Annotated in this window: 22 protein-coding genes and 1 pseudogene; 14 read left to right on the top strand and 9 right to left on the bottom strand. The window is 65.0% G+C overall.

Annotation, left to right across the window (positions count from 1 at the left end):
* The first annotated feature begins 5 nt into the window (after positions 1-5).
* The 9 genes from FS787_RS15435 to FS787_RS15395 all read left to right on the top strand — a co-directional run bounded on the left by FS787_RS15435 (position 6) and on the right by FS787_RS15395 (position 10,687).
* Positions 6-1,772, top strand: a complete 1,767-nt coding sequence (locus FS787_RS15435) for a CTP synthase (protein WP_260982589.1) — start codon at positions 6-8, stop codon at positions 1,770-1,772.
* A 27-nt stretch (positions 1,773-1,799) separates the two neighbouring features.
* Positions 1,800-2,462 (top strand): NUDIX hydrolase, encoded by a 663-nt coding sequence (locus tag FS787_RS15430; RefSeq protein WP_144673709.1) that lies wholly within the window; start codon positions 1,800-1,802, stop codon positions 2,460-2,462.
* Positions 2,463-2,572: 110 nt separating this feature from the next.
* The gene (xerD, locus tag FS787_RS15425) at positions 2,573-3,499 is read left to right on the top strand and encodes a site-specific tyrosine recombinase XerD (protein ID WP_144673708.1); all 927 of its coding nucleotides are present in this window, start codon (positions 2,573-2,575) and stop codon (positions 3,497-3,499) included.
* A gap of 214 nt (positions 3,500-3,713) precedes the next feature.
* Positions 3,714-4,241 carry a PadR family transcriptional regulator gene (locus FS787_RS15420; RefSeq protein ID WP_144673706.1) on the top strand — a complete coding sequence of 176 codons (528 nt, stop codon included), beginning with the start codon at positions 3,714-3,716 and terminating at the stop codon, positions 4,239-4,241.
* On the top strand, positions 4,238-4,951 hold the full coding sequence (locus FS787_RS15415) for an ABC transporter ATP-binding protein (protein WP_144673704.1): 714 nt from the start codon (positions 4,238-4,240) through the stop codon (positions 4,949-4,951). The genes FS787_RS15420 and FS787_RS15415 overlap by 4 nt, the downstream gene beginning before the upstream one ends.
* Entirely contained in the window at positions 4,948-7,176 is a 2,229-nt protein-coding gene (locus FS787_RS15410) for an ABC transporter permease (protein ID WP_144673702.1), read from the top strand. The genes FS787_RS15415 and FS787_RS15410 overlap by 4 nt, the downstream gene beginning before the upstream one ends.
* Before the next feature lie 259 nt (positions 7,177-7,435).
* Positions 7,436-9,028, top strand: a complete 1,593-nt coding sequence (locus FS787_RS15405; RefSeq protein WP_313959660.1) for a DUF222 domain-containing protein — start codon at positions 7,436-7,438, stop codon at positions 9,026-9,028.
* 128 nt (positions 9,029-9,156) lie between these two features.
* Entirely contained in the window at positions 9,157-9,645 is a 489-nt protein-coding gene (locus tag FS787_RS15400; protein ID WP_144673700.1) for an 8-oxo-dGTP diphosphatase, read from the top strand.
* Between the two features lie 172 nt (positions 9,646-9,817).
* Positions 9,818-10,687, top strand: a complete 870-nt coding sequence (locus FS787_RS15395; protein WP_144673698.1) for a hypothetical protein — start codon at positions 9,818-9,820, stop codon at positions 10,685-10,687.
* Positions 10,688-10,764: 77 nt separating this feature from the next.
* On the opposite strand, the gene FS787_RS15390 is transcribed toward FS787_RS15395, so the two are convergent.
* From FS787_RS15390 to FS787_RS15375, 4 genes and pseudogenes are all read right to left on the bottom strand, one after another.
* Positions 10,765-11,904, bottom strand: coding sequence for a bifunctional 2-methylcitrate synthase/citrate synthase (locus FS787_RS15390; protein WP_144673696.1), 1,140 nt, complete (start codon positions 11,902-11,904; stop codon positions 10,765-10,767).
* 66 nt (positions 11,905-11,970) lie between these two features.
* A complete protein-coding gene (prpB, locus tag FS787_RS15385; protein ID WP_144673694.1) occupies positions 11,971-12,873 on the bottom strand; it encodes a methylisocitrate lyase in 903 nt (300 codons plus the stop codon).
* Positions 12,874-14,394 carry an MmgE/PrpD family protein gene (locus FS787_RS15380; protein WP_144673692.1) on the bottom strand — a complete coding sequence of 507 codons (1,521 nt, stop codon included), beginning with the start codon at positions 14,392-14,394 and terminating at the stop codon, positions 12,874-12,876.
* Positions 14,387-15,047 (bottom strand): annotated as a pseudogene (locus FS787_RS15375) (GntR family transcriptional regulator). The gene FS787_RS15380 and the pseudogene FS787_RS15375 overlap by 8 nt, the downstream one beginning before the upstream one ends.
* A gap of 174 nt (positions 15,048-15,221) precedes the next feature.
* Between FS787_RS15375 and FS787_RS15370 the strand changes: the two are divergent.
* The 3 genes from FS787_RS15370 (at position 15,222) to FS787_RS15365 (ending at position 18,560) form a co-directional block, all read left to right on the top strand.
* A complete protein-coding gene (locus FS787_RS15370; protein WP_144673688.1) occupies positions 15,222-17,123 on the top strand; it encodes a propionyl-CoA synthetase in 1,902 nt (633 codons plus the stop codon).
* A gap of 550 nt (positions 17,124-17,673) precedes the next feature.
* Complete coding sequence (locus FS787_RS18295) at positions 17,674-17,982, top strand: DUF6966 domain-containing protein (RefSeq protein ID WP_395940358.1); 309 nt, start codon at positions 17,674-17,676, stop codon at positions 17,980-17,982.
* Between the two features lie 164 nt (positions 17,983-18,146).
* Positions 18,147-18,560 (top strand): SMI1/KNR4 family protein, encoded by a 414-nt coding sequence (locus FS787_RS15365; protein WP_144673686.1) that lies wholly within the window; start codon positions 18,147-18,149, stop codon positions 18,558-18,560.
* Positions 18,561-18,630: 70 nt separating this feature from the next.
* Here the strand turns inward: FS787_RS15365 and FS787_RS15360 are convergent, their stop codons facing one another.
* The 3 genes from FS787_RS15360 to FS787_RS15350 form a co-directional block, all read right to left on the bottom strand.
* Positions 18,631-19,296 carry a DUF1349 domain-containing protein gene (locus FS787_RS15360; protein ID WP_144673684.1) on the bottom strand — a complete coding sequence of 222 codons (666 nt, stop codon included), beginning with the start codon at positions 19,294-19,296 and terminating at the stop codon, positions 18,631-18,633.
* A 34-nt stretch (positions 19,297-19,330) separates the two neighbouring features.
* Complete coding sequence (locus FS787_RS15355; protein WP_144673682.1) at positions 19,331-19,906, bottom strand: GNAT family N-acetyltransferase; 576 nt, start codon at positions 19,904-19,906, stop codon at positions 19,331-19,333.
* A 102-nt stretch (positions 19,907-20,008) separates the two neighbouring features.
* Positions 20,009-20,533, bottom strand: coding sequence for a hypothetical protein (locus tag FS787_RS15350; RefSeq protein WP_144673680.1), 525 nt, complete (start codon positions 20,531-20,533; stop codon positions 20,009-20,011).
* A 393-nt stretch (positions 20,534-20,926) separates the two neighbouring features.
* Between FS787_RS15350 and FS787_RS15345 the strand changes: the two genes are divergently transcribed.
* A complete protein-coding gene (locus tag FS787_RS15345) occupies positions 20,927-21,151 on the top strand; it encodes a hypothetical protein (RefSeq protein ID WP_144673678.1) in 225 nt (74 codons plus the stop codon).
* Positions 21,152-21,206: 55 nt separating this feature from the next.
* On the opposite strand, the gene FS787_RS15340 is transcribed toward FS787_RS15345, so the two are convergent.
* Entirely contained in the window at positions 21,207-21,467 is a 261-nt protein-coding gene (locus tag FS787_RS15340; protein ID WP_144673676.1) for a hypothetical protein, read from the bottom strand.
* A gap of 155 nt (positions 21,468-21,622) precedes the next feature.
* Positions 21,623-21,910 carry a hypothetical protein gene (locus tag FS787_RS15335; RefSeq protein WP_144673674.1) on the bottom strand — a complete coding sequence of 96 codons (288 nt, stop codon included), beginning with the start codon at positions 21,908-21,910 and terminating at the stop codon, positions 21,623-21,625.
* 128 nt (positions 21,911-22,038) lie between these two features.
* Between FS787_RS15335 and FS787_RS15330 the strand changes: the two genes are divergently transcribed.
* Positions 22,039-22,578, top strand: a complete 540-nt coding sequence (locus FS787_RS15330) for a GNAT family N-acetyltransferase (protein WP_313959659.1) — start codon at positions 22,039-22,041, stop codon at positions 22,576-22,578.
* Positions 22,579-22,702 lie beyond the last annotated feature (124 nt).

Below are 22,702 nucleotides of genomic sequence, written 5' to 3'. Positions count from 1 at the left end.
AAATGATGATAGGCTCGAACTCCGTGGTGCAGCGATCAAATTCCCGTGTAAATTCCCGGTTCCCGGGCTCGTCCAAGACGACCAAACACATCTTCGTCACCGGTGGTGTGGCGTCCTCGCTCGGTAAGGGACTGACGGCTTCGAGCCTCGGTCACCTCCTGCGGGCACGCGGCTTGTCTGTAACAATGCAAAAGCTCGATCCCTACCTGAATGTGGATCCGGGCACGATGAACCCCTTCCAGCACGGCGAAGTCTTCGTGACTGACGACGGCGCCGAGACGGACCTCGACATCGGCCACTACGAGCGCTTCCTCGATGAGAACCTCGAAGGCTCGGCCAACGTCACCACCGGCCAGGTCTACTCCACTGTGATCGCGAAGGAACGCCGCGGCGAATACCTCGGCGACACGGTCCAGGTCATCCCGCACATCACCGATGAGATCAAGCGGCGCATGCGGCTTCCCGCTGAGGGCAAGCACGCTCCCGACGTGATCATCACCGAAATCGGCGGCACCGTGGGCGACATCGAGTCGCAGCCGTTCCTCGAGTCCGCCCGCCAGGTCCGCCAGGACATCGGCCGCGGAAACGTATTCTTCCTCCACGTCTCCCTGGTGCCGTACATCGGCCCGTCCCAGGAACTGAAGACCAAGCCGACGCAGCACTCCGTTGCCGCGCTGCGTTCCATCGGCATCCAGCCCGAGGCGATCGTGATCCGTTCGGACCGCGAAGTCCCGCAGGCCATGCGCGACAAGATCGGCCGCATGTGTGACGTCGACATCGACGCCGTCATCGGCTGCCCGGATGCCCCCAGCATCTACGACATCCCGAAGACCCTGCACTCCCAGGGCCTGGATTCCTACATCGTCCGCGCCCTGGACCTTCCGTTCAAGGATGTTGACTGGACCAGCTGGGACAAGCTCCTGGACGCGGTCCACAACCCCAAGCACGAGGTTGAAATCGCCCTGGTCGGCAAGTACATCGACCTGCCGGACGCCTACCTGTCGGTGACCGAGGCGCTGCGCGCCGGCGGTTTCGCCAATGACACCAAGGTTAAGATCCGCTGGGTCCCCTCGGATGAATGCGACACCCACGAGGGCGCGGTCAAGTCGCTGGAGGGCGTCGACGCGATCTGTGTTCCGGGCGGTTTCGGCATCCGTGGCCTCGAAGGCAAGCTCGGCGCGCTGAAGTACGCCCGCGAGAGCAAGCTTCCCGTCCTGGGCCTCTGCCTCGGCCTGCAGTGCATGGTCATCGAGTACGCCCGCAACGTGGTGGGCCTTGAGGGCGCATCCTCGTCCGAATTCGAGCCGGATTCGAAGTACCCGGTGATCGCCACCATGGAAGAGCAGCTGGACTTCGTGGACGGCAAGGGCGACCTTGGCGGCACCATGCGCCTGGGACTCTACGAGGCCAAGCTGGACGAGGGCTCCGTGGTCGCCGAGACCTACGGCACCACCAAGGTCAGCGAACGTCACCGCCACCGTTACGAGGTCAACAACAAGTACCGCGAGCAGATCGCCGCCCAGGGCCTGGTGTTCTCCGGAACGTCGCCCGACGGCAAGCTTGTGGAGTACGTCGAACTTCCCCGCGAAGTCCACCCGTACTACGTGGCCACCCAGGCGCACCCGGAACTCAGCTCACGCCCGACCCGGCCGCACGCACTGTTCTCCGGACTGGTCAAGGCCGCCCTGGAGCACCAGCATGGCGCAGGCCAGCCTGCTGCGCCCGTTGCCAAGGCCGCCGCTGCCAAGGCCTCCCCGGCAGTGTCGAAGTAAACCCCAACTGAATCAAAGGACGGCGCGATGCCCGGTAACCCCGAGACCCCCCATGCTGCACGGCAGGTTTCGGATGTACCGAGCCCGCGCCGTCTTTTGTCTTCCCGGACGGTCTACGAAGGCCGGATCTGGGACGTTGTCAGTGACAGTTTCCAGCTCAACGACGACGGCGATCCGCTGGTCCGCGACTACATCGACCACCCCGGCGCCGTCGCGGTCCTGCCGATGAACGACGCCGGCGAGGTGCTGCTGATCAAGCAGTACCGGCATCCGGTCGGCATGGACCTGTGGGAGATCCCTGCCGGGCTCCTCGACGTCGAAGGCGAGGACTTCGTGGCCGGTGCGGCCCGCGAACTCGCCGAGGAAGCTGACCTCATCGCAGGCCAGTGGAACGTGCTGGCCGACTTCTTCAATTCCCCCGGGTCCTCCAGCGAGGCCATCCGCATTTACCTTGCCCGCGGCCTGAGTGACGTGCCCGGCCACGAACTCCACGTCCGCACTGACGAGGAAGCGGAAATCGAGCTGCACTGGATTCCCCTGGATGAGGCCGTCCTGGCCGTGCTGGAGGGCCGACTGCACAACCCGTCCGCCGTCGTCGGAATCCTCGCCGCCGCCGCTGCCCGGGACAATAATTTCAACGGACTCCGCCCGGGCAACGCGCCGTGGCCCGCTCATCCCAGCCAGCGCTGATGGTGGAACCGCTGACTGCCGAACCTGCGCAGCTCCCGGCACCCGGCCCGGCGGAGACAGCCGAATCGGGACAGCCGCCCGCCCGGGCGCAGACAGCGGTAGACCGCGCCATGACGGATTACTTGCAGCATATGGGCGTGGAGCGCGGGCTTGCGGCCAACACCCTCTCCGCGTACCGGCGGGACCTGGCCCGCTACGCCAGGTACCTCGCCCACGCGGGGCGCCAACGCCCCGCCGAGATCACCCGGCACGACGTCACCGGCTTCGTCCAGGCATTGTCCGACGGATCCGACGGCGGCTCGGCACTGGGTGTCCGGTCGGCAGCCAGGACCGTGGTGGCCGTGCGGGGACTCCACAAATTCTGGGCACTCGAAGGCGTCACTCCCACCGACCCGGCCAGTGATGTCCACCCGCCCATGCCCGGCAAACGACTGCCCAAGGCCATCAGCGTCGATGAGGTCACCAGGATCCTGGAGGCGGCAGGAACCGACACGGCCACCGGACTGCGTGACCGGGCGTTGCTGGAGTTCCTCTATTCCACCGGCGCGCGCATCAGCGAGGCCGTGGGACTCGACGTCGACGACATCTCGCTGCCCGCGCCCGGCGAGGAAAACGAACCCGGCCCGGCCATTGTGCGGCTCTTCGGCAAGGGGTCCAAGGAGCGGCTGGTGCCGCTCGGTTCGTTCGGGGCCCGCGCCTTGGACGCCTACCTGGTCCGTGGCCGGCCGCTGCTGGCCGCCAAGGGCAAAGGTACGCCCGCCCTGTTTCTGAATGCCCGCGGAGGACGGATAAGCCGGCAGAGCGCCTGGACCATCCTCAAGACGGCCGCGGAGAAGGCCAACATCACCAAAGACGTCTCGCCGCACACGCTGCGGCACTCCTTCGCCACCCACCTGCTGGAGGGCGGGGCAGACGTCCGGGTTGTGCAGGAGCTGCTGGGCCACGCTTCCGTGACCACCACGCAGGTCTACACCCTGGTCACCGCCGACACCCTGCGCGAGATCTACGCCGCCGCGCATCCGCGGGCGCTGGGTTAAGCCGCGTTCCACCGGTTTCGCCGGCCTGGGCCGGGGCTGACCACGCCTAGCACTGCAAAACACGGGAACCCCGTCGGACAAGCGGCCGGCAGGACCTGGCGGGGTGGCCTAACCCCAAGCCCTTTCCTGGCTGCCGCGTCCTCGCCACGACACGGCAGAGTCTTGGGGATGCGACGCTGGCGTCACACTATGAGCTCAGTGTATAGATTGAAGCGTGAACAACTCCATCACCCTGTTGGGCCTCCTGGGCCGCGAGCCGAGCTACGGCTACGACCTGAAGCACTCCTATGACCGCTACTTTGGAGCCGGCAAGGCCTTGGCCTTCGGGCAGGTGTATTCGACCCTGGCCCGCATGGTCCGCGACGAGCTGATCCGGGCCCTCGGGGAGGAGACCGGAGGCGGTCCGGACCGCAAGAAGTACGAGATCACCGTGGCCGGCCAGGACAGGGTGCGCGAGTGGCTGTTTACTCCTGACGTTCCCTCGGAGTCCCTGCAAAGCAACCTCTTTGCCAAGACCGTGATCGCTCTGCTGCTTGACGACGACGCGGACCGGCTGCTCGACGTGCAGCGAAGTGAACACATGGCGCGGATGCGGGAACTGACCCGGCTGAAGAAGGATGCGGACCTGCTGCGGGTCCTGGTGTGCGACCACGGTCTGTTCCACATCGAAGCCGACCTCCGCTGGATCGACCTCACCAGCGCCCGCTTGGCCCAACTCAAGAAGGAGCTCCAGAGCGCATGAGCACCAACGACACCGCAGTGCCCATCCTCAGTGCCCGCGGCCTGCACCACTCCTTCGGACAGACCGAGGCGTTGCGGGGCATCGACCTTGACGTCCATACAGGGGAGGTACTCGCAGTAACGGGCCCGTCCGGGTCCGGCAAGTCCACACTGCTGCACTGCCTGGCCGGTGTTTTGGTGCCCGACGGCGGTTCGGTGACCTACCGTCCCGCAGAGCTGGCCCCGATGGGGATCAGTTCCCTCGGTGAGCCGAAACGGGCCCGGTTGCGCCTGACCGATTTCGGGTTCGTCTTCCAGTTCGGCCAGCTGCTGCCGGAACTAACTGCGGTGGATAACGTCAGCATCCCGCTGCTCCTGTCCGGGACGCGGCGGCCGGAGGCGCAGCGCCGATCCACGGAGCTGCTGGAACGCCTTGGCCTGGAGGGGATAGGCGCCAAGCTCCCCGGTGAACTGTCAGGAGGCCAGGCCCAGCGCGTCGCTGTCGCCCGGGCGCTGGTGACGTCCCCAGCCGTGCTGTTCGCCGATGAGCCCACGGGTTCGCTGGATTCCCTCGCTTCAGAGAATGTCCTGACGCTGATGCTCGACCTTGTCCGCGAAGCGGGAACCACCGTGGTGATGATCACCCACGACGCGCGCACCGCCGCCTACGCGGACCGGGAAGTCATCGTGCGCGACGGCGCCATCGGCGCCGGATACCGGGTGTCCGCGTGAATCCTGGTTTGCTCAAACTGGCAGTCGTTGGCAGCCGGTCCGCCTACGGCCGGCTCACCGGAATCGCTGGCGGGGTTGCCGCCGGCGTGTGCCTGTTGCTGCTGCTGTGGGGTGGCGCCAACGGCCTGAGCGCACGTGACGACCGCGGTGCCTGGCTGCGCGAAACCGGGAGTCCCTCCGTGGCCGCCTCGCCAACGGAGGATCCCACGACTGCAGGACCGGGGGCACAGGTGCCGCTGACCGCAGACACGGTGCTCATGGAGGCCAACCCTGCGGAGGTCTTCCGTGACCAGCTGATCAGCCGCCGCGACGTCGCGGCCCTGGGCTCGACTACCGTCAAGATCCCCGGGATCGGCCACCCTCCGGAACCGGGCCGCTACTATGCATCCCCGGCCCTGCAGCGCCTGATCGAGTCAACGCCGCGGGATGAACTCGGCGACCGTTTCGGGTCGTTTGCCGGCACGATCGACGAGGCCGCTTTGCCCGGACCGGATTCCCTGATCGTCGTCACGGGAGCACCGGAAGCCGACCTCCGCCAGAACGGTCGGGCTTTCCTGGTATCAGACTTCACCACCAACGCTTACGGTGGCAGCGCGGCCGCCTACAACACTGTGCTGTCCATCGGCGCCATTGCAGTGTTCTTCCCCGTCCTTCTCCTGATCAGCATTGTCACCGGCTTGGGGGCTGCCCAGCGCCGGGAACGCTTCGCGACCCTGCGCCTCATCGGCGCATCCCCACAGGTTGTCTGGCGGATCGCCGCCGTCGAAACCTCTGTTCCCAGTCTGATCGGTGCGGTGCTCGGCGTCGGATTGGCCATTCTGCTGAGGCCGGCTGCCGCGCAGATACCCGTCAACGGCACCAGGATGTTCGCCGCGGATCTGACCACCGGCTGGGCGGCCGCCGTCGTCGTCGTCGCCGTGGTGTTCGCCGCCTCGGCACTCGTGGCTGCGCATCGCACGGCCCGTGCAGGAATCGGCCCTCTGGGCGTGACGCGGGCCATACACGAAAAAACCCCCACGATGTGGCGGTCCATGCCCTTGTTCGCGGGCCTGGCTGCCATGATCGCGGCTGTACTTATGATCCGGGTCCTGAAGGTGAGGCATTGGCTGGAATCACCGCTCCTTATCGTTGGCTTTTTGCTGATCCTCGTCGGCATCGTGATCATCGGCCCCTGGCTGACCCGCCTCGCGAGCCGGATCGGGCTGCGCCAGGCGCGGAGCGCGTCGGCCGTTATTGCCGCCAGCCGGATGCAGCAGACCCCGGTGGCGACGTTCCGTTCCGTATCAGGGCTCGTGATCGCCGTGTTTGTCGTCTCTGTCTTCGCTGGAGGATCCAGCATCATCGAGTCCACTGAGGTCCCTCCTGCCCGGCCGGGCCTGCTCCAGCCCACCAGCCTCCACGCCACCGTGAACGCCGGACACACCCCTGCCCAGGCCGAGGACGCCACCCGCAAGGCCAGGGAACTCTCCGGAATCCTGAGCGCCACCGTCGGCTTCGGTCCCGGAGCGCTCTCCGGACCGGATGCCGGCCCTGAAATCTATCTTCGTGCCGCGGACGCCCCCGGCCTCGGATTCGAGGACGTCCCGGCAACAGAGACCGTCGCCGTCGATGCCTCGTTCCTCTACGACTGGACAACGCAGCCGCTGGCACTGAGCCCCGCGCCCGCCGCCAACCTGGACGGAATGGTGCCGGTCGTGATTGTGCTCGGTACCGACGGGACCCCTGAGGCCATGGACCGTGCCCGGACACTCTTGAATAACTCAGGTGTTACAGCACATTCCGCCACCTCCACCTTGGACGCAGGACTGCAATCAAGCACCCGCCTGATTCAAGGCCTGGCGGTGCTCGCCTACCTCGGCATGTTTGTCGCGATCGCTATCGCCGGCCTGTCCCTGGCCGTCGCCACCGCCTCGGCCGTTCTGGACCGGAAGCGAGTTCTCGGTCTGATGCGGCTGATGGGGATGCCGGTCTTCGTCCTGCGCCGGATCATCACCCGTGAAGCAGCCGTCCCGCTCCTGACCGTGCTGCTGCTCTCGGTCGGCCTCGGGTTCCTCGTGGCCTGGCTGATGGTGACCTTCATCGACGACACCTACCAGATGACCTGGCCGGAGCCCGGTTACTTCATGGCGCTGGGCCTCAGCCTGCTCCTGGCCCTCGGAGCGGTCACCGCGACATTCGGTCTCATCAGGGGCACTTCCCCAATGACGGCTACACGCTTCGAATGAAACCGCGGTCCGCAAGAACGCCGACCCGTTGATGGCAGAAGGCTGGCCGGGGGAGTCTGTGAAATTCCCGGCTTGGCCGGGAGGGGGCGTGCTTCAGCATCGCGGACGTCATCACTAAATTGTCGGTGCCTCGCGGGATCATAAGAGTGTGGAAAGCAGGGCAGAGTGGAGTGCGAAATGCCGGGAGGCGGTGGACGCCGTGACCGCGTCCGTTGCTGCGCTGACTGCTTTGATCAAGGCAGCGGAGGAACGCGCTGATTTGCCTGATGCTGATCTGTTGCGGGAGTTGGCGGATGCGTGCTTGGAGGGGATGGCCGAGGTGGCGCGGCTGGAGGCCCGGGCGGCGGCGGTGAAGGTCCGGCTGGCTGCGGAGTACGCGGCGGCCGTCGCGGCGTTGGCTCCGCTGGTGGCGTCGCCGCAGGAACGCACCGCGCAGGAGATGGCCGTGGTCGCCGAAGTTGCGTGTGTGCTGACGGTCAGCGAACGGTCCGCCGGAGCCCTTTTGTCTGACGCTCAGGTGTTGACGACGGCGCTGCCGCTGACCCTGGGTGCCCTGGAGGCCGGGACGATTTCCTGGCAGCACGCCCGGATCATGGTGGATGAAACAGCGAATCTTGATCCGGTAGGGGCGGCGGGGCTGGAGGCGCATTTCCTGGACCCGGACGTATCGGATCCGGCCCGGGGGTTCCGGGCCGGGGAGCTGGTGCCGGCCCGGTTCCGGGTGAAGGCACGCACCTGGCGCGAACGCCACCACCCGGTGAGCATCGAGAAACGCCATAAGAAGTGTGCCGCGGACCGGCGGGTGGAGTTCGTTCCGGACCGGGACGGCATGGCCTGGCTCAACGCGTACCTCCCGGCCGACACCGCCGCGGGGATTTTTGAACGGACCACCGCCGCGGCCCGGGCCCTGCAGGGTCCGGGCGAGGACAGGACCCTGACCCAGCTCCGCGCCGACGTCGCCGCGACCTGGCTCCTCACCGCCGGACTCGACGACAGCGGCACCGGCTGCGGGAGGGCCGGTGCCGGGACGTCCGGCGGAATCGCAGGTCCCGGCGCGGGCCGACCGGCCGGCAACGGCGGAGCCGGGACCGGCATGAGCGCGGAAACGTTGAGCGGCGCCGGCGGCCGGACCGGGCTGGGTGGTGCGGGCGGCTGTCCGAGCGGGGGTGTGCCGGTCCCGCGGGCGCAGGTCTTGGTCACCGTCCCGGTGCTGTCGCTGCTAGGCCTCACGGAGGAACCGGCGATGCTGGACGGGTACGGGCCGATCCCACCGTCGATGGCGCGCCGGCTGGTCGCCGACGGCGCCGACTCGTTCCACCGGGTTCTGATAGACCCGCGGGACGGGGCGCCGCTGGAAATCGGCCGGACCAGCTACCGTGTCACGAAGGCCCTGCGGCAATGGCTCCGGCTCCGCGACGGCAAGTGCTCCTTCCCGGGCTGCAACAACCCGTCCCTGGATAACGAGGCGGACCATCTCCTGGCCTGGGCCGACGGCGGCACCACCGGCATCTCGAACCTGGGACAGCCCTGCCGCAAACACCACCACCTCAAACACGGATCAGCCTGGACCCCCACCAAGGCCACCAAGGACGAACCTCCGGGATGGATCTCACCGTCCGGCCGGACCTACCCCAGCGAACACCAGGACCTGGAACCACCCCACTGGCCAGACCGGGGTATTCCCCCTGATCCCGTCTGGGACCACGATCCGGCATTGCCACAGGACCCCTTCCCTGAGTGGTACCGATTCACGGCCGCACATCCACCGCCCGCTGCGCAGACGGGCGATCGGGGCTGGTCAGCGAGCCTTGCTGACAGCTACCCGGACGACCTCCTGCTCGAATACGTGTGATCGAAAAGTTGATTGCCTCGGCCACAGCCCCAGCCGGGCAACCCCGCAGCCGGGCAACCCGGCAGCCCGCACCCCGGCCCGGCGCCCTGATGGCTGTGACATCCGGCAGCGGCGATAAGGTGAATCACATGACGTTCACGCCGGTCACCCTCTGCTTCCTGCTCCGTGACGCGGAGAACGGCACAGAGGTTTTGCTGGGCCTGAAGAGGACCGGCTTCGGCACCGGCAAGATCGTCGGCATCGGCGGCCACGTGGAGCCGGGGGAGAGCGATGCCGAAGCCGTGGTCCGCGAGGTCTGGGAAGAGGCCGGGGTCGTAGTGCTGCAGGCGGACCTGGTGCACGCCGGCGTCGTCGAGTTCAACTTTCCCGCCCGGCCGGAATGGAACATGTCCTGCCGGCTGTTCACCACCCGGCGGTGGAAAGGCGAACCCGCCGAAAGCCCGGAGATCACGCCCGAGTGGTTCGACGTCGACGCGCTTCCGCTGCACCGCATGTGGCAGGACGCGGAGCACTGGCTGCCGCCGGCGCTGGCCGGCGAGACGATCGACGTCGTGGTGGTTCTCAATGGAGACAACGAAACGGTCGCCTCGATCCGCTATCCATCCGCGCCGGGCTGAGCAGGGCTTCCGAGCCGACAACTTCCGCGCCCACCATTTCCGCGACTCGAATCGTGATGCCGGGAATGCCGCGGCTTGTGCAGTAGCCTGAGGCTCGAACATCGCGCCGCGGCCGGCCACGCACCACCTTCGCCCGGCAGCAGGCGGCACACGGACCAATTGGGGGCAGGGCATGGACTCGCACAATCTCGACCTTCCGGACACGGATTCCTACGACGAGGAACTGTCCACGGACAACAGGGCGCGCCGGCGCTGGCCGCTGGCGGCTGCCGTCGTTATCGTCGCCCTGGCGGCCGTCGCCGGGGGTGTTGCCGTGGCCGGTAACTTCCGGTCCACAGACCCGGCCCCCGCAGCGGCCCCGACGTCCACTATGGTGGCACCGACAGCTTCCGCTTCCCTGACGACGACGCCGTCGCCCACCACCGCGACGCCGGTAGCCGTGCCGCCGTCGGCAGCAACGGCACCCGCAACGGAGGAGGCGTCCAGCGAAGCCCCAAACGGGCGATACGTCAGTGCTTCGGCCGGGGTCTCGTTCACTTTGCCCGAGCGCTGGACGGTAGAAGAAACCACGGACCGCCCTGCCGACTACCCGGGAACCAAAATCATCGTCTTCAATGAAGCCAGGATGCAGGTGGCCGAGCTTTACCACGGCGCCACCGGGGGAGTTGGCGGCGCCTGCGGGGCGGGCACCTACAAAATGACCGAGTTAGACACCGCGCCGGCACTGGATACGCCGTGGGCCAAGGCAAGCGGCGTGCGGTTTTCTTACCGCGTGCTGGACATGCGGGCCAGCGGGGGCGCCTTCGACTACCAGATTGGACTGGTCGACAAAAACAGCGGAGAAATCAAAGACAGCTGCTTGATGTACTCTTTCGTGGCCGGTGCTCCCAAGGGCACCTTGATCTTCGCGGACCGTTCCTACCAGAGTCAGAACAACGATGACCCCATCTTCAACTCGATGGCCGAGGCCAAGGACTACATGCAGAGCCCGGACTACCGGAAGCTCAAGGCCATGATCGTCAGCCTGCAGATGCAGCCCTAACGGCAAAAGCAACAAAAAGCGCGGGCCGGCCACCTTTGAGAGGTGGCCGGCCCGCGCTTTTTACTGCCGCGAAGCGCTTACGGCATGTGCCGTTCTTCAACGCCGTTGTATTCGCTCAGCGGGCGGATCAGGGAGTTCGAGTCCAGCTGCTCCATGATGTGCGCGGTCCAGCCCGTGATGCGGCTGGCGACGAACAGGGGAGTGAAGGTGGGAGTGTCGAAGCCCATCAGATGGTACGTGGGTCCGGCCGGGTAGTCGAGGTTCGGCTTGATGGCCTTAGCCTCGTCCATCGCCGTTTCCAGACCGTTGTACAGGCCCAGCAGTTCCGGCCGGCCGTAGTGCGCGATCATCTTGTCCAGGGCCGCCTTCATGGTGGGCACCCGGGAGTCGCCGTGCTTGTAGACACGGTGGCCGAAGCCCATGACCTTCTTCTTGTGGGCCAGGGCGTCTTCCATCCAGGCCTTGGCCCGGACGTGGGCGTCCTCCAAAGACTCCTCCGGCCGGATGCCGATTTCGTCGAACGTGTGCATCACGGCCTCGTTCGCCCCGCCGTGCAGCGGGCCCTTGAGCGCGCCGATCGCCCCGGTCACGGCCGAATGCAGGTCCGAGAGCGTCGAGGTGATCACACGGGCCGTGAAGGTGGAGGCGTTGAAGGAGTGCTCGGCGTACAGGATCATCGAGACGTTGAAGGCCTCAACGACTTCCTGGACAGGCTCCTCGCCGAAGGCCATCCAGAGGAAGTTGGCGGAGTAGCCCAGATCGTCCCGGGGCTCCACCACATCCTGCCCGTGCCGGCGGCGCTGGTCGTAGGCAACAATCGCCGGCATCGCCGCGAAAAGGTCAATCGCCTTGGCCATGTTGGCCTCCCGCGAGGAGTCCTCCGCGAGCGGGTGCCGTGCTCCCATGACGGACGCCGCCGTGCGGCAGACATCCATCGGGTGGGAGGTGGTGGGCAACGCGTCCACCACCTGCTTCACCACCGGATCGATCGCGCGGCCCGCGCGTTCCCGCGCCGTAAACTCCGCCAGCTGCTCCGGGGTGGGCAGCTCGCCGTTCCACAGCAGGTAGGCGACTTCCTCGAAGCTGCAGTTGGCGGCCAGCTCCTGCACGGGATAGCCGCGGTACAGCAGTGAATTGGTATCCGGGTTTACCTTGGAGACCGCGGTGTAGTCCACCACGACGCCGGCGAGGCCCTTTTTGATCTCTTGTTCAGCCATGCTGAAACTCCTTTGTTCCTGTCGCCTGTGTTGGCCCGGCCGGAGCCGGAAGTCCGATGCGGGGGCTTACTGTCCGGGGATCTGGAAATTGAAAACCCCGGCATCGAAGCTGTTGTAGGCCTCGTAGTCGACGAGGTCATACAAACGTGCCCGGGTCAGCATGTTCCCGACCTGGGCTTCCTGGGTACCGTCAGCCTTAATCGATTCCAGCGTACGCTCCGCAGCGCCCATGGCACTACGGAGCAGCGTCACCGGATAGATGATCATGTTCACCCCGACGCCGGCGAGCTGCTCCACCGTGAACAGTGCGCTTTGGCCGAACTCCGTCATGTTGGCCAGGATCGGCACGTCAACGGCGTCACGGATCGCTTGGAACTCGCTGAGGTCCTTCATGGCCTCCGGGAAAATGGCGTCAGCACCGGCCTCCACAAGGGCCTTTGCACGGTCCTGCGCTGCCGTGAGGCCATCCGTGGCGCGGATATCGGTCCGCGCCATGATGAGGAAGTTCGGGTCGCGCCGGGCGTCGGCCGCCGCCCGGATCCGTTTGGTGGCCGTCTCAAGGTCCACGACGTTTTTGCCGTCGAGGTGGCCGCAGCGCTTCGGGTTGAACTGGTCCTCGATGTGCAGGCCCGCGAGGCCGGCGTTCTCTAGTTCCTGCACCGAGCGGGCCACGTTCATCGGCTCGCCGAAGCCGGTGTCGGCGTCGACGATGCTCGGCAGGTCCGTCATCCGGGCGATCTGCCCGGCACGGGTGGCCACCTCGGTGAGCGTGGTCAGCCCGATGTCCGGCAGGCCCAGGTCGTTGGCCAAGACGGCGCCGGAGATGTACACCCCGGCGAAGCCCTTTTCCTCAATCAGCCGGGCCGAGAGCGGGTTGAACGCGCCCGGGAACTGCTGGATCGTCCCGGACGCGAGGAGCTCGCGGAACCGGATCCGCTTCTGCTCCGGCGTGACCTTCGAGTACAGCATTTAGAAGAGCCCCTTCGGTGCGGCGGACAGGTCGATCACGCCGTCGGCAGCCTTGATGTTGAGCTGGTCCAGCTCGCCGGCGGCCAGTTCGGGCAGGCGGGCGGCGGCAGCCAGGAAACGTTCGATTTCCTCTTCGGCGACCAGCCCGGCGGCCAGGGTGCGGAACTTGTTCACGTACTGCTCCCGTGCGAACGGCCGGGCGCCCAGCGGGTGGGCGTCGGCGACGGCGATCTGGTCGGTGATGACCGTGCCGTCCTTGAGCGTGATGACAACCGAGCCGCCAAAGGCCTTCTCTGCGATGTCCAGGGAGTGGTAGCGGCGGGTCCATTCCGGGTCCTCGACCGTGGTGACTTTGTGCCAGAGGTCCACGGTGTCCGGGCGTGCGGCGCGCTCCGGGGCGTAGGAATCGACGTGGTGCCACGCGCCGTCCTGCAGGGCGACGGTGAAGATGTACGGGATGGAGTGGTCCAGGGTTTCGCGGCTGGCCGTGGGGCTGTACTTCTGCGGATCGTTGGCGCCGGAGCCGATCACGTAGTGCGTGTGGTGGCTGGTCTTGATCAGCACGGACTCCACGTTGGCCGGGTCGGTGACCTCCGGGTGCTCGCCGTGGAGCTTGCGGGCCAGGTCGATCCACGCCTGGGCCTGGTATTCGGCCGAGTGCTCCTTGGTGTAGGTGTCCATGATGGCGCGCTTGGTTTCGCCGGGGGTCGGCAGCGGCACGGTGTAGGAGGCGTCGGGGCCGTCCAGCATCCAGGCGATGACGCCGTCTTCGCCTTCGTAGATCGGCACGGGGGAGGTCTGGCCGCGCATGGCGCGGTCCGCGGACTCGACGGCCATCTTGCCGGCGAACGCCGGGGCGTGGGCCTTCCAGGTGGAGATCTCGCCCTTGCGGGACTGTCGCGTTGCCGTGGTGGTGTGCAGGGCCTGGCCGACAGACTGGAAGATCGTCTCGACGTCGAGTCCCAGCAGGGTGCCGATGCCGGCCGCGGCGGAGGGGCCGAGGTGCGCGACATGGTCGATCTTGTGCTTGTGCAGGCAGATGGCCTTGACCAGGTTGACCTGGATCTCGTAGCCGGTGGCGATGCCGCGGATCAGGTCCTGGCCGCTGGAGCCCACGTGCTGGGCGACGGCGAGGATCGGGGGGATGTTGTCGCCCGGGTGGGAGTAGTCCGCAGCGAGGAACGTGTCGTGGTAGTCCAGTTCGCGGACGGCGACGCCGTTGGCCCAGGCAGCCCATTCGGGGGCCACGCGCTCCTCGATGCCGAAGACCTTCGAGCCCTTGCCGCCGGTGGTGGGCCCGTGCGTCAGGGCCTGGGCGCGGGCCGCGACGATCGGGGCGCGGTTCAGCGAGGCGATGGCTACCGAGGCGTTGTCGATCACCCGGTTGATCACCATGTCGGTGACCTCGTCGGAGACGGCGACGGGATCCGCGGCCACCTGCGCAATCTTGAAGGCGAGCTGGTCCTCGCGGGGCAGGTTTTCCTCGCTCTTGTAAACGCGGACGTGGTGTTCCTTAACCATGGTGCTCCTTCTTAGTGAGGTATGTGTGTGGCTTTGACGTGGGAAAGACTGCGGTGCAGATGCAACGTGGTGGCGGCCTCCGCCAGGCGGGGGTTGCCGGCGGCGATCGCTTCGGCGATGGTGGCATGCTCCGCGGCGGCCGCGGTGAGCCGCTCGGCGTCGTCGGCCGCCAGCCGCCGGACGCGCACTAAGTGGACGCGGAGGCTGCGCATCGCCTGGGCGAGGTAGGAATTGTGGATCGCGGCGTCGATGGCTGCGTCCAGCCGGCCGACCAGCCCGTAGTAATCGTGCCGGGCCGGATCCCCGGCGCTGATCAGCGACGGCGCCTGGCGCAGTTCGTCGCGGAGCTTTTCGAACGTCGCGGCGTCGCCGCGTTCGGCAGCCAGCGCCGCGGCCTTGCCCTCAAGGGTTTCGCGTAGTTCGAAGAGTTCGTCGATGTCTTCCAGCGAGATGTCGGTGACGACGACGCCGCGGCCGCCCGCCGTTGTCGTCAGGCCTTCTGCCGTGAGCCGGCTCAGTGCCTCGCGCAAAGGGGTGCGGGAGATGCCGAGCCGCCCGGACTGCTCCACTTCCGCGAGCACCGTCCCGGGCAGGAGGCGCCACTCGATGATGTCGTCGCGCAGGGCCGCATAGGCCTTTTCGCTGGCGCGCATCCTGCCTCCTTCGTTGGCTGACGGAATTCAGTGTATACACGGATGGCACAATTGCCCAGTATCTGGCGCGCATACACCGTTCTGGTCGCTTCCGTGTATACACAAGCCTTGTGCGCCGGCCCGGGGCGGGGCTACCATAACCTCCATCACATCGTCGTGGACGGGACTCATTTCATGGTTACCAAGAACTACCGGGACAGCTACGCGCGCAGCTTGGAGAAGCCCGAAGCCTTTTGGCTGGACGCCGCCGGGAAGATCTCGTGGTCCGCCCCGCCGCAGCGCGCCCTGGATTCCAACAGGGCGCCCTTGTTCGACTGGTTTCCCGACGGCGTGCTCAACACGTCCTACAACGCGCTGGACCGCCATGTGGAGGAAGGCCGGGGCGGGCAGGACGCCCTGATCTATGACTCCGCCATGCTCGGCACGCAGCGGCGCTACAGCTACGCGGAGCTCACGGACCTCGTCGCCCGCTTCGCCGGTGTCCTGCGCAGCCGGGGCGTGGGCAAGGGCGACCGCGTGGTGATCTACATGCCGATGATCCCCGAGGCCGCCATCGCCATGCTCGCCACGGCCCGGCTCGGCGCCGTGCACTCGGTGGTCTTCGGCGGCTTCGCTCCCAAGGAACTTGCCGCCCGTATCCGCGACGCCGCGCCCGCCGCCGTGGTCACGGCGTCCGGCGGCATCGAACCCTCGCGCCGGATCGAGTACCTCCCCGCCGTCGAGGAGGCTCTGGGTCTGGCCGGGGCGCCGGACACACCGGTGGTGGTCAAGGCCCGGGACGGCTTCGAGTCCACGGTGGCCCGCCACTCCGGCTGGCTGGACTGGGACACCGAGATGGCCACCGCCGCGCCCGCCGCTCCGGTGGACGTCAAGGCCACCGATCCGCTGTACATCCTCTACACCTCGGGAACCACGGGGGCGCCCAAGGGCGTCGTGCGGGACAACGGCGGCCACGCCGTGGCGCTCAGCTGGACCCTGGAGAACATCTACGACGTCGGGCCCGGCGACGTGATGTGGACCGCCTCGGACGTCGGCTGGGTGGTGGGGCATTCCTACATTGTGTACGGGCCCCTGCTGGCCGGCGCCACGACCGTCATCTACGAAGGCAAACCCGTGGGCACGCCCGACGCCGGCGCGTTCTGGCGGGTGATCGAGGACCACAAGGTCAACGTGCTGTTCACCGCACCCACCGCCCTGCGGGCCATCCGGAAGGCCGATCCCGACGCCAAGCTGCTCGAAAAGTACGACATCTCCAGTCTGCGCACCCTGTTTGCCGCCGGCGAACGCCTGGACACCGACACCTTCCACTGGGCCTCGCGGATGCTGGGTGTCCCGGTGGTGGACCACTGGTGGCAGACCGAGACCGGCTGGGCCATCTGCGCCAACCCGCGCGGGCTGGACGGGCTGCCGATCAAGGCCGGCTCGCCCAGTGTGCCGATGCCCGGCTTCAAACTGAACATCGTCGACGGGGCGGGCCTGGACGTCGAGGCAGGGACCGAAGGCAACATCGTCCTGGCGCTCCCGCTGCCGCCCGGCACGCTGACAACGCTGTGGGGCAACGACGAGCGCTACATCTCCTCCTACCTGCAGGCATTCGACGGCTACTACGCCACCGGGGATTCCGGTTACCGGGACGAGGACGGGTACCTGTTCGTGATGGGCCGCACCGACGACATCATCAACGTCGCCGGCCACCGGCTGTCCACCGGCGCCATGGAGCAAGTGATCGGGCAGCACCCGGCTGTGGCCGAATGCGCCGTCATCGGCCTGGCGGACGCGTTGAAGGGCCAGCGTCCCAGCGGCTACGTGGTGCTCAAGTCAGGGGTGGATGTGCCCGAGGAGATCCTGGTCAAGGACCTTATCGCGCTGGTCCGGCGCGACATCGGCGCCGTCGCCGATTTCAAGCACGTGACCGTGGTGGAGGCCCTCCCGAAGACCCGCTCCGGCAAGATCCTGCGCAAGACCATGCGCCAGATCGCCGACGGCGAGGACTACGTGGTGCCCTCGACGATCGAGGACGCCGGTGTGATCGACCAGCTCATCGGAACCCTGCGTCCCGCCGCCACGGGGGAGTAGCTGCGGAGTAGCGGTGTTACGTGTCACTAGTTGGATAGGCGCATATCTATGGGCCGTGGGAAGAAACGAGCCAGTGGCCGTACGAAGGACGAACCCTCAGCAGCCGCTCCTGAACGGGATGCGTGGCTCAGGTAGGCTCGGGACACCAAGCCTGAGGGGTCGCATGGAACCCGAGCACTACAGCAGACCGGTCAACGAGCACACCACCAGCAGTGAGCCCGCTGCCAAAACGTGGGAACAGCAAAAGCGAATCAGGTTCTCAGCCTGGCTCGGTATCGGCCTCGCCATATTCATCATGGTTCCAGCCGTATACAGGCTTGCCACAGAACCGCCTAGCTGGCCAGACGCTATATTCCTCAGCGTCGGAGTGGGGTTAATCGTTTTTCACATCGTCCGGGTCATTCGTCTACGCAGGGCCAACTAAACGGTCTCCTGCAGGGTATGGAGGACGAAGAGCGGCAGTAGGGTTCGAGTGTCCGACGCCGTAGACTCCGGTTCGTTTGGGGATCCACCAACGCTCTTTTGCGAGTGGCGTCGCTAGTATGGCCCTATGAGCAGTAGGTCGCACACCGTCAACGCCGTCCGGACTGAGATCGTTTCCGCTATTGCCGAGGTTCGCGCCGCCGCTCGGTTGGGCCAGGATGAGCAGCGAGTTCATACCGCTGACTGGCTAGATGAGTTGTTCGCTGGCGTCTTTGATCGGCGTGGTCTCCGAGAGGCATCAGCACAGGGCCTTACCCTTTATCGCGGTGGCATGGGCTCATTCCGTGACGTGGGTTATGCAGCTGCAGGACACGCCGTCGACCGTCTGTATACCGCCTTGCGGCGCGGCCGGTCCTGGTTCCTGCGCGACTCCTGACCGACACATTTGGCCCTGCGAGGGCCTAGAGAAGGTGAGTCTAGGTATGTGCGTCGACGGACCTCCGTAGGTGTTGCGCTGGGGTATCCTTTACCGGACACGCATACGGCGCCTCTCTTTGGAGCGCAATCGGAGCCCTCCTGCGACAAGATGGTGTCATGCTCGTGAATGAGATCCAGAGCTGGGGCAAAGCCACTTTCAGCGCCCCCGCTTCGCCGGGCGCTCTAATGGCGTGCGAAGCCCAACTGCGCAACAAACTCCCTGACCACCTTCGACGACTCTTGGCGGAGACGAATGGCATCGAGGGTGAATATGGACTTGGTCTGCTGTGGAGCGCCGAGCGGATCGCCGAAGACAACGACCGCTTCCGGAACAGCACTGTTTTCCGACAGCTCTACATGCCTTTCGACGGACTCGTCTTCTTTGCTGACGCCGGCAATGGTGACCTATTCGCCCTGTCGCTCAGCGGGAATCACGAGGTCTTCGTCTGGAACCACGTGGACGACAGCCGAATGTGGGTCGCGAGGACTGTCATCCGCTACCTCGAGGACTGGATGACTGGAGCGCTCACGGTCTGAACACCGCAGGCTGTCCCCGTGGAGGATCCTTCACCGCTCCCAGTACGACTCACGGATGAGTGCTGCGGCTTTAGTCGTGTTCAGGGTGCAGGGTTGCATCTGCATCGGTCTCAACCCATCGGGTGAAGGTGGTCGTGAGGTTAGCCCGAGTGGGCGAGGCACAAAATGGGCCGACCTCGGCACTTACTGTTTCATCCAGAGGAGCAACGCGGATTAGCCGGAAAGCCTCATCCCCGGCACGGGCCCTGATGGTGACGGCGTTACCGGCCCTGCTCGGCCGCACTGTGATTTCCCGATTGATCCACTCAGGGACAGGTGCCACCGACCAGTCGGAGACCCCACGTGTTACGACGGCCCCAACCTGTGGGACTCCGTCGGACACCTCCACACCGGCCTTGATCCAAGAAAATTCCGAAACGTGAAGATAGATCCCCGCCTGGTCGAACTGCTCGGTGTAATTCAGAAGGAATGAAACCTCCACCGCCCCCTCAGCGGGCAGCGGTGCCAACAGGGCATGCGCGCTGTCATGGACGAAGCCGTATGAGGTGTGCCTCCATGCGTCACTGTTCTCGGCTGCGGTTACCCGCAGAGTCCGACCATCCGCGACGACACGCACGGGCGGGTTGCGCCACCTTCCCCGGTCCCAGGAATCGTGTTCTTCCTTTATCACTTGTGTCACGTCAGATCCCCTAAGTCGATCGTTCAGTCCGTAAGCCCTATTCAAGCAGTGGAACATCCAACACAACGGCTACTGCCCGTTGACCGATCCTCTACTGACTCAGTGGTACGTCGGTCTCAAGGATCGACATGTAGTGAACGTCAATCCATTGCTCGTCGAACCACAGCGCGTCCCGGCCCGTCCCTTCGTAGCGAAATCCCACTTTCTCGTAGACATGCCGGGCGCGTGGGTTGAAGGCGTAAACCTCAAGAGCTATCCGATGAAGACCAAGCTCGTGGAAGCCGTGCCGGACAATCAGCTCGGTCGCCTCACTGCCAAGCCCCCGGCCGCGGCCTTCGGCGCCAAGGAAAGCACGGAAGCCGCAGGAGCGATTCAACTCGTTCCAGTCGTTGAGCACGACTTCTCCAACCATCGCGTTCGTCGCCTGATCGATCACGGCGAGGACGAGACGGTCATCGGCGGAGCTCCAGCGTTCGTACGTCTCGCGGAGGTCATCAACAGTCCAAGGCAGCGCTGTCTGGCTGCTGGAGTGCACTGTTCCGGTCAGAATTGCAGCTTCGGCGTCCTGGAGCATCCGATGCACTATAAGTGCATCCCGAGCCTGAATCGGCCGCAGTTTGACGCGTTGGCCCTCGATTGTCGGCTTATGCGTGAAGATCGTGGTCATGCGGCCAGTTTGTCAGAAACTCTAGGAACCTCGTCCGTAAGCCAATCCGTTGAAGGAACCTTAATCGGAACGGCCTAGCGGGGCTTCCTCGGGAACGTCCGTTCAGAGCAGGAGTTTAATCTCGGCGATCAGCGCAGGAAGCGTTTCGGGTATTGCCTCAGCGAGGCTGGTATCCGGCATTTTCGTTACCGCAGTCCCCGAAACAAGCAGGCGACCCGTGGGGCCGGATAGGGCTGTGTAAGTACCATCGTCGTTCTTGTGCAGAAATAGCATCGAGGACTCTCCTGGTTGCATCAGGGGATCCACAACAGAGACGGACGCGCCCGGTACAGCCCCGCCAGTTTGTTTCACTGTGATGGCCGATGCCGATTCTTTCCCCTTGAGCCAGATATTTACGGCCACAGTGGCGTCCGTAAAGGGGATGCCATCTACCGCTGAGGCCGGCGTGGATTTCTCCACCATTCCGACCAGAATGGCGTCGGCGTCTTGGGTAAGTTCTTGAAGGGTGGGGTACGCCTTCGCCCAGCTTGCACTGGCTCCCTGTGTCCGGGCCGGTGAACAGCCGCCCAACAACACAGCTCCCCCTAGTAGTAGGGCGAGTGTCGGAGAAACGGACTGCTTCTTCATGAGGGTCAGCCTGCCAGCGGATTCGCGCTGGCGCCATGCTTTCCCGACACTTCTCAATAACGAAGGTTTCCGAGGAACATCAAATCGTGAATCCCTGTTAGCCCGGAATGGCGGTTAAGTCGCAGCTTGAAACGGCGGTTTTGCCCTTTCGTATGGGATCCCCAACCGGCCACTTCAGAGCCTGGCTACGTGCTCACGGCATAGCTGTTGAGACCCCAGTGGTGGTATTGAGTGTGTCAACCTGATTCAGGAGCACTGAGACAATCTGATCCAGGACCACCCACAACTCCGTGCGTAACACAGTACTCATCGGCTCCTAGGCCGCGATTTCTAGTCGCGGTCTTGAGGTATAACACCCGCGACTTCCATGGCTCGCGGTTGTATGCTCCGAACATGTCAGACGTCACCGAACCAAGGGCTGCCCACCAGAAAAAGCGTCAGTTCCCGACTATTGGCGGTGTATTTGCTGGGATCCTCGTCTTGGTCATGGGGATAATTGCGCACTTTTCTAACCCCCGGCCATTCTGGGCGGCCGTCAACGCTGTGGTGATTGTGCTCAGCATCGCGTTTGCTTTGGCAAACCTGATTGGACTCTTCGTGTTGAGGAAGCGTCAGTAAAGCTAACGCCGGACCGATCACCCCCGAACCTTCTGCGGCACAAACTTCCGAGTAGTCAGGTGGTACCGCCGGGACTCTCGCTACGATCCTCATGCAGTCGGAATTCGCGTGGAAGCTGCTTCAGATGCCTTGCAGTCATAATCGCGCCGAGGAGTGATAGGAAGGCTGCCACGGTTGCAATAGCGACCTCTTCCAGGGTCAGTTTGGCGAGCAAGACCAGCACTATCATCGCAATGAGAACACTGATGTTGAGCACGAGCAGCGTTGAAAAATACCACCTGGCTCGGCGCTCCCGCGGGTCGATCCATGGTTCCATGCCTTAGCTCGCCTCTCCTACTCAAAAGAAGCATGTCCTATGTGCTGGCAGCGTTCAATCCCCCAACGGACGGACCGATTCACGCCGTCGGGCATGTGCCAAGGCTGGTTTTGACTGGATAGTGCCCGGCTGTATGGGGCCTACACAGCGCCGCATTAGGACGGGGAACAATGTGACGGTGTTCCTAGGGATCCGTTGCCTTTGCCCTCGGTGTCACTTCCGCTGCCCTTCCGCTTATTTAACCAATCCTCGCGATAGGCGTCAGTATCTTTCTTCTTCTTCTGGGCCTTGTCCACGGCCCAGCCGCCCACGAAGTAGAGCAGAAACACAAATGGCGCGAGTTGCCAGTTGACGAGCAAACCAGTGGCCAAGGTCAGCAGAAAGCCCACTGCGATCAATACCGACCATCTGACCGCTTTTGAGGGTCGTGAATTGTTGGGCATGGCTCAGCGTACTGGCCTGCTGGGCCATAGACCAGAGCAACGGTTCACCAACGAGACCGTGAGAACGTCCCGGATGCCGAACGCTAACCGGGCATCATTGGAGGGTACGCCGCGAGTACTGTTGACTGGTGTTTGAACCGCGTCAGCTCAGTGAAAATGTCAGTATGCGCACATTGCATTCGAGTGATGCGTCAGCGCTTGCCGCTGCGTATGTGCGCAACCGTGAGTACCTTTCTTCCTGGGAGCCGGTGCGTCCCGAGGAGTACTACACCGAAGGGTGGCAGGCCGCGGATATTGCGAGGCGCCTTGTTGCGGCTGATTCCGGGGAAGGGTTCCCCTTGGGATTGTTTGCTGGCGACGCCCTTGTCGGCAGATTCAACTTGGCCGGCATCGTGCGTGGACCGTTCCAAAGTGCAGGGCTGGGTTACTGGGTAGATGGCGCTTACGCGGGCCGTGGTCTGGTATCCGCTGCCGTCCAGACGATCGTCGAAACGGCACGTGACGTACTTGGGCTGCACCGCATAGAGGCGAGCACACTCCTGCACAATGCTGGTTCGCAACGGGTGCTGTTAAAGGCGGGCTTCCGGCAGATTGGGATGGCTCCACAGTACTTGGAAATTGCGGGGAAATGGCAGGACCACAACCTTTACCAGGTTGTTCTTCATTAGTAGGACCCTGACCTGGCGTCAACAAGCATCCAGCGCTATTCACGACACCCCCAATCCGTTTGGGGATCCTCTAGCGGGCGTGTTGTTGCCCGGCGACGCGCCGGTGCAAGGCGTGAGCAAGAGT

The sequence above is a fragment of the Arthrobacter sp. U41 genome, assembly GCF_007679325.1.
GTDB lineage: Bacteria > Actinomycetota > Actinomycetes > Actinomycetales > Micrococcaceae > Arthrobacter.
This window is presented reverse-complemented; position numbering and strand designations above follow the sequence as displayed.

Excerpts from the sequence above, each read along its gene's own strand:
- xerD (WP_144673708.1), top strand. The coding sequence starts at position 2,573 with ATGACGGATTACTTGCAGCATATGGGCGTGGAGCGCGGGCTTGCGGCC.
- FS787_RS15415 (WP_144673704.1), top strand. The coding sequence starts at position 4,238 with ATGAGCACCAACGACACCGCAGTGCCCATCCTCAGTGCCCGCGGCCTG.
- FS787_RS15430 (WP_144673709.1), top strand. The coding sequence starts at position 1,800 with ATGCCCGGTAACCCCGAGACCCCCCATGCTGCACGGCAGGTTTCGGAT.
- FS787_RS15345 (WP_144673678.1), top strand. The coding sequence starts at position 20,927 with ATGTCAGACGTCACCGAACCAAGGGCTGCCCACCAGAAAAAGCGTCAG.
- FS787_RS15395 (WP_144673698.1), top strand. The coding sequence starts at position 9,818 with ATGGACTCGCACAATCTCGACCTTCCGGACACGGATTCCTACGACGAG.
- FS787_RS15400 (WP_144673700.1), top strand. The coding sequence starts at position 9,157 with ATGACGTTCACGCCGGTCACCCTCTGCTTCCTGCTCCGTGACGCGGAG.
- FS787_RS15380 (WP_144673692.1), bottom strand. The coding sequence starts at position 14,394 with ATGGTTAAGGAACACCACGTCCGCGTTTACAAGAGCGAGGAAAACCTG.
- prpB (WP_144673694.1), bottom strand. The coding sequence starts at position 12,873 with ATGCTGTACTCGAAGGTCACGCCGGAGCAGAAGCGGATCCGGTTCCGC.
- FS787_RS15355 (WP_144673682.1), bottom strand. The coding sequence starts at position 19,906 with ATGACCACGATCTTCACGCATAAGCCGACAATCGAGGGCCAACGCGTC.
- FS787_RS15340 (WP_144673676.1), bottom strand. The coding sequence starts at position 21,467 with ATGGAACCATGGATCGACCCGCGGGAGCGCCGAGCCAGGTGGTATTTT.
- FS787_RS15360 (WP_144673684.1), bottom strand. The coding sequence starts at position 19,296 with ATGTTCCACTGCTTGAATAGGGCTTACGGACTGAACGATCGACTTAGG.
- FS787_RS15350 (WP_144673680.1), bottom strand. The coding sequence starts at position 20,533 with ATGAAGAAGCAGTCCGTTTCTCCGACACTCGCCCTACTACTAGGGGGA.
- FS787_RS15370 (WP_144673688.1), top strand. The coding sequence starts at position 15,222 with ATGGTTACCAAGAACTACCGGGACAGCTACGCGCGCAGCTTGGAGAAG.
- FS787_RS15390 (WP_144673696.1), bottom strand. The coding sequence starts at position 11,904 with ATGGCTGAACAAGAGATCAAAAAGGGCCTCGCCGGCGTCGTGGTGGAC.
- FS787_RS15335 (WP_144673674.1), bottom strand. The coding sequence starts at position 21,910 with ATGCCCAACAATTCACGACCCTCAAAAGCGGTCAGATGGTCGGTATTG.
- FS787_RS15435 (WP_260982589.1), top strand. The coding sequence starts at position 6 with ATGATAGGCTCGAACTCCGTGGTGCAGCGATCAAATTCCCGTGTAAAT.
- FS787_RS18295 (WP_395940358.1), top strand. The coding sequence starts at position 17,674 with ATGAGCAGTAGGTCGCACACCGTCAACGCCGTCCGGACTGAGATCGTT.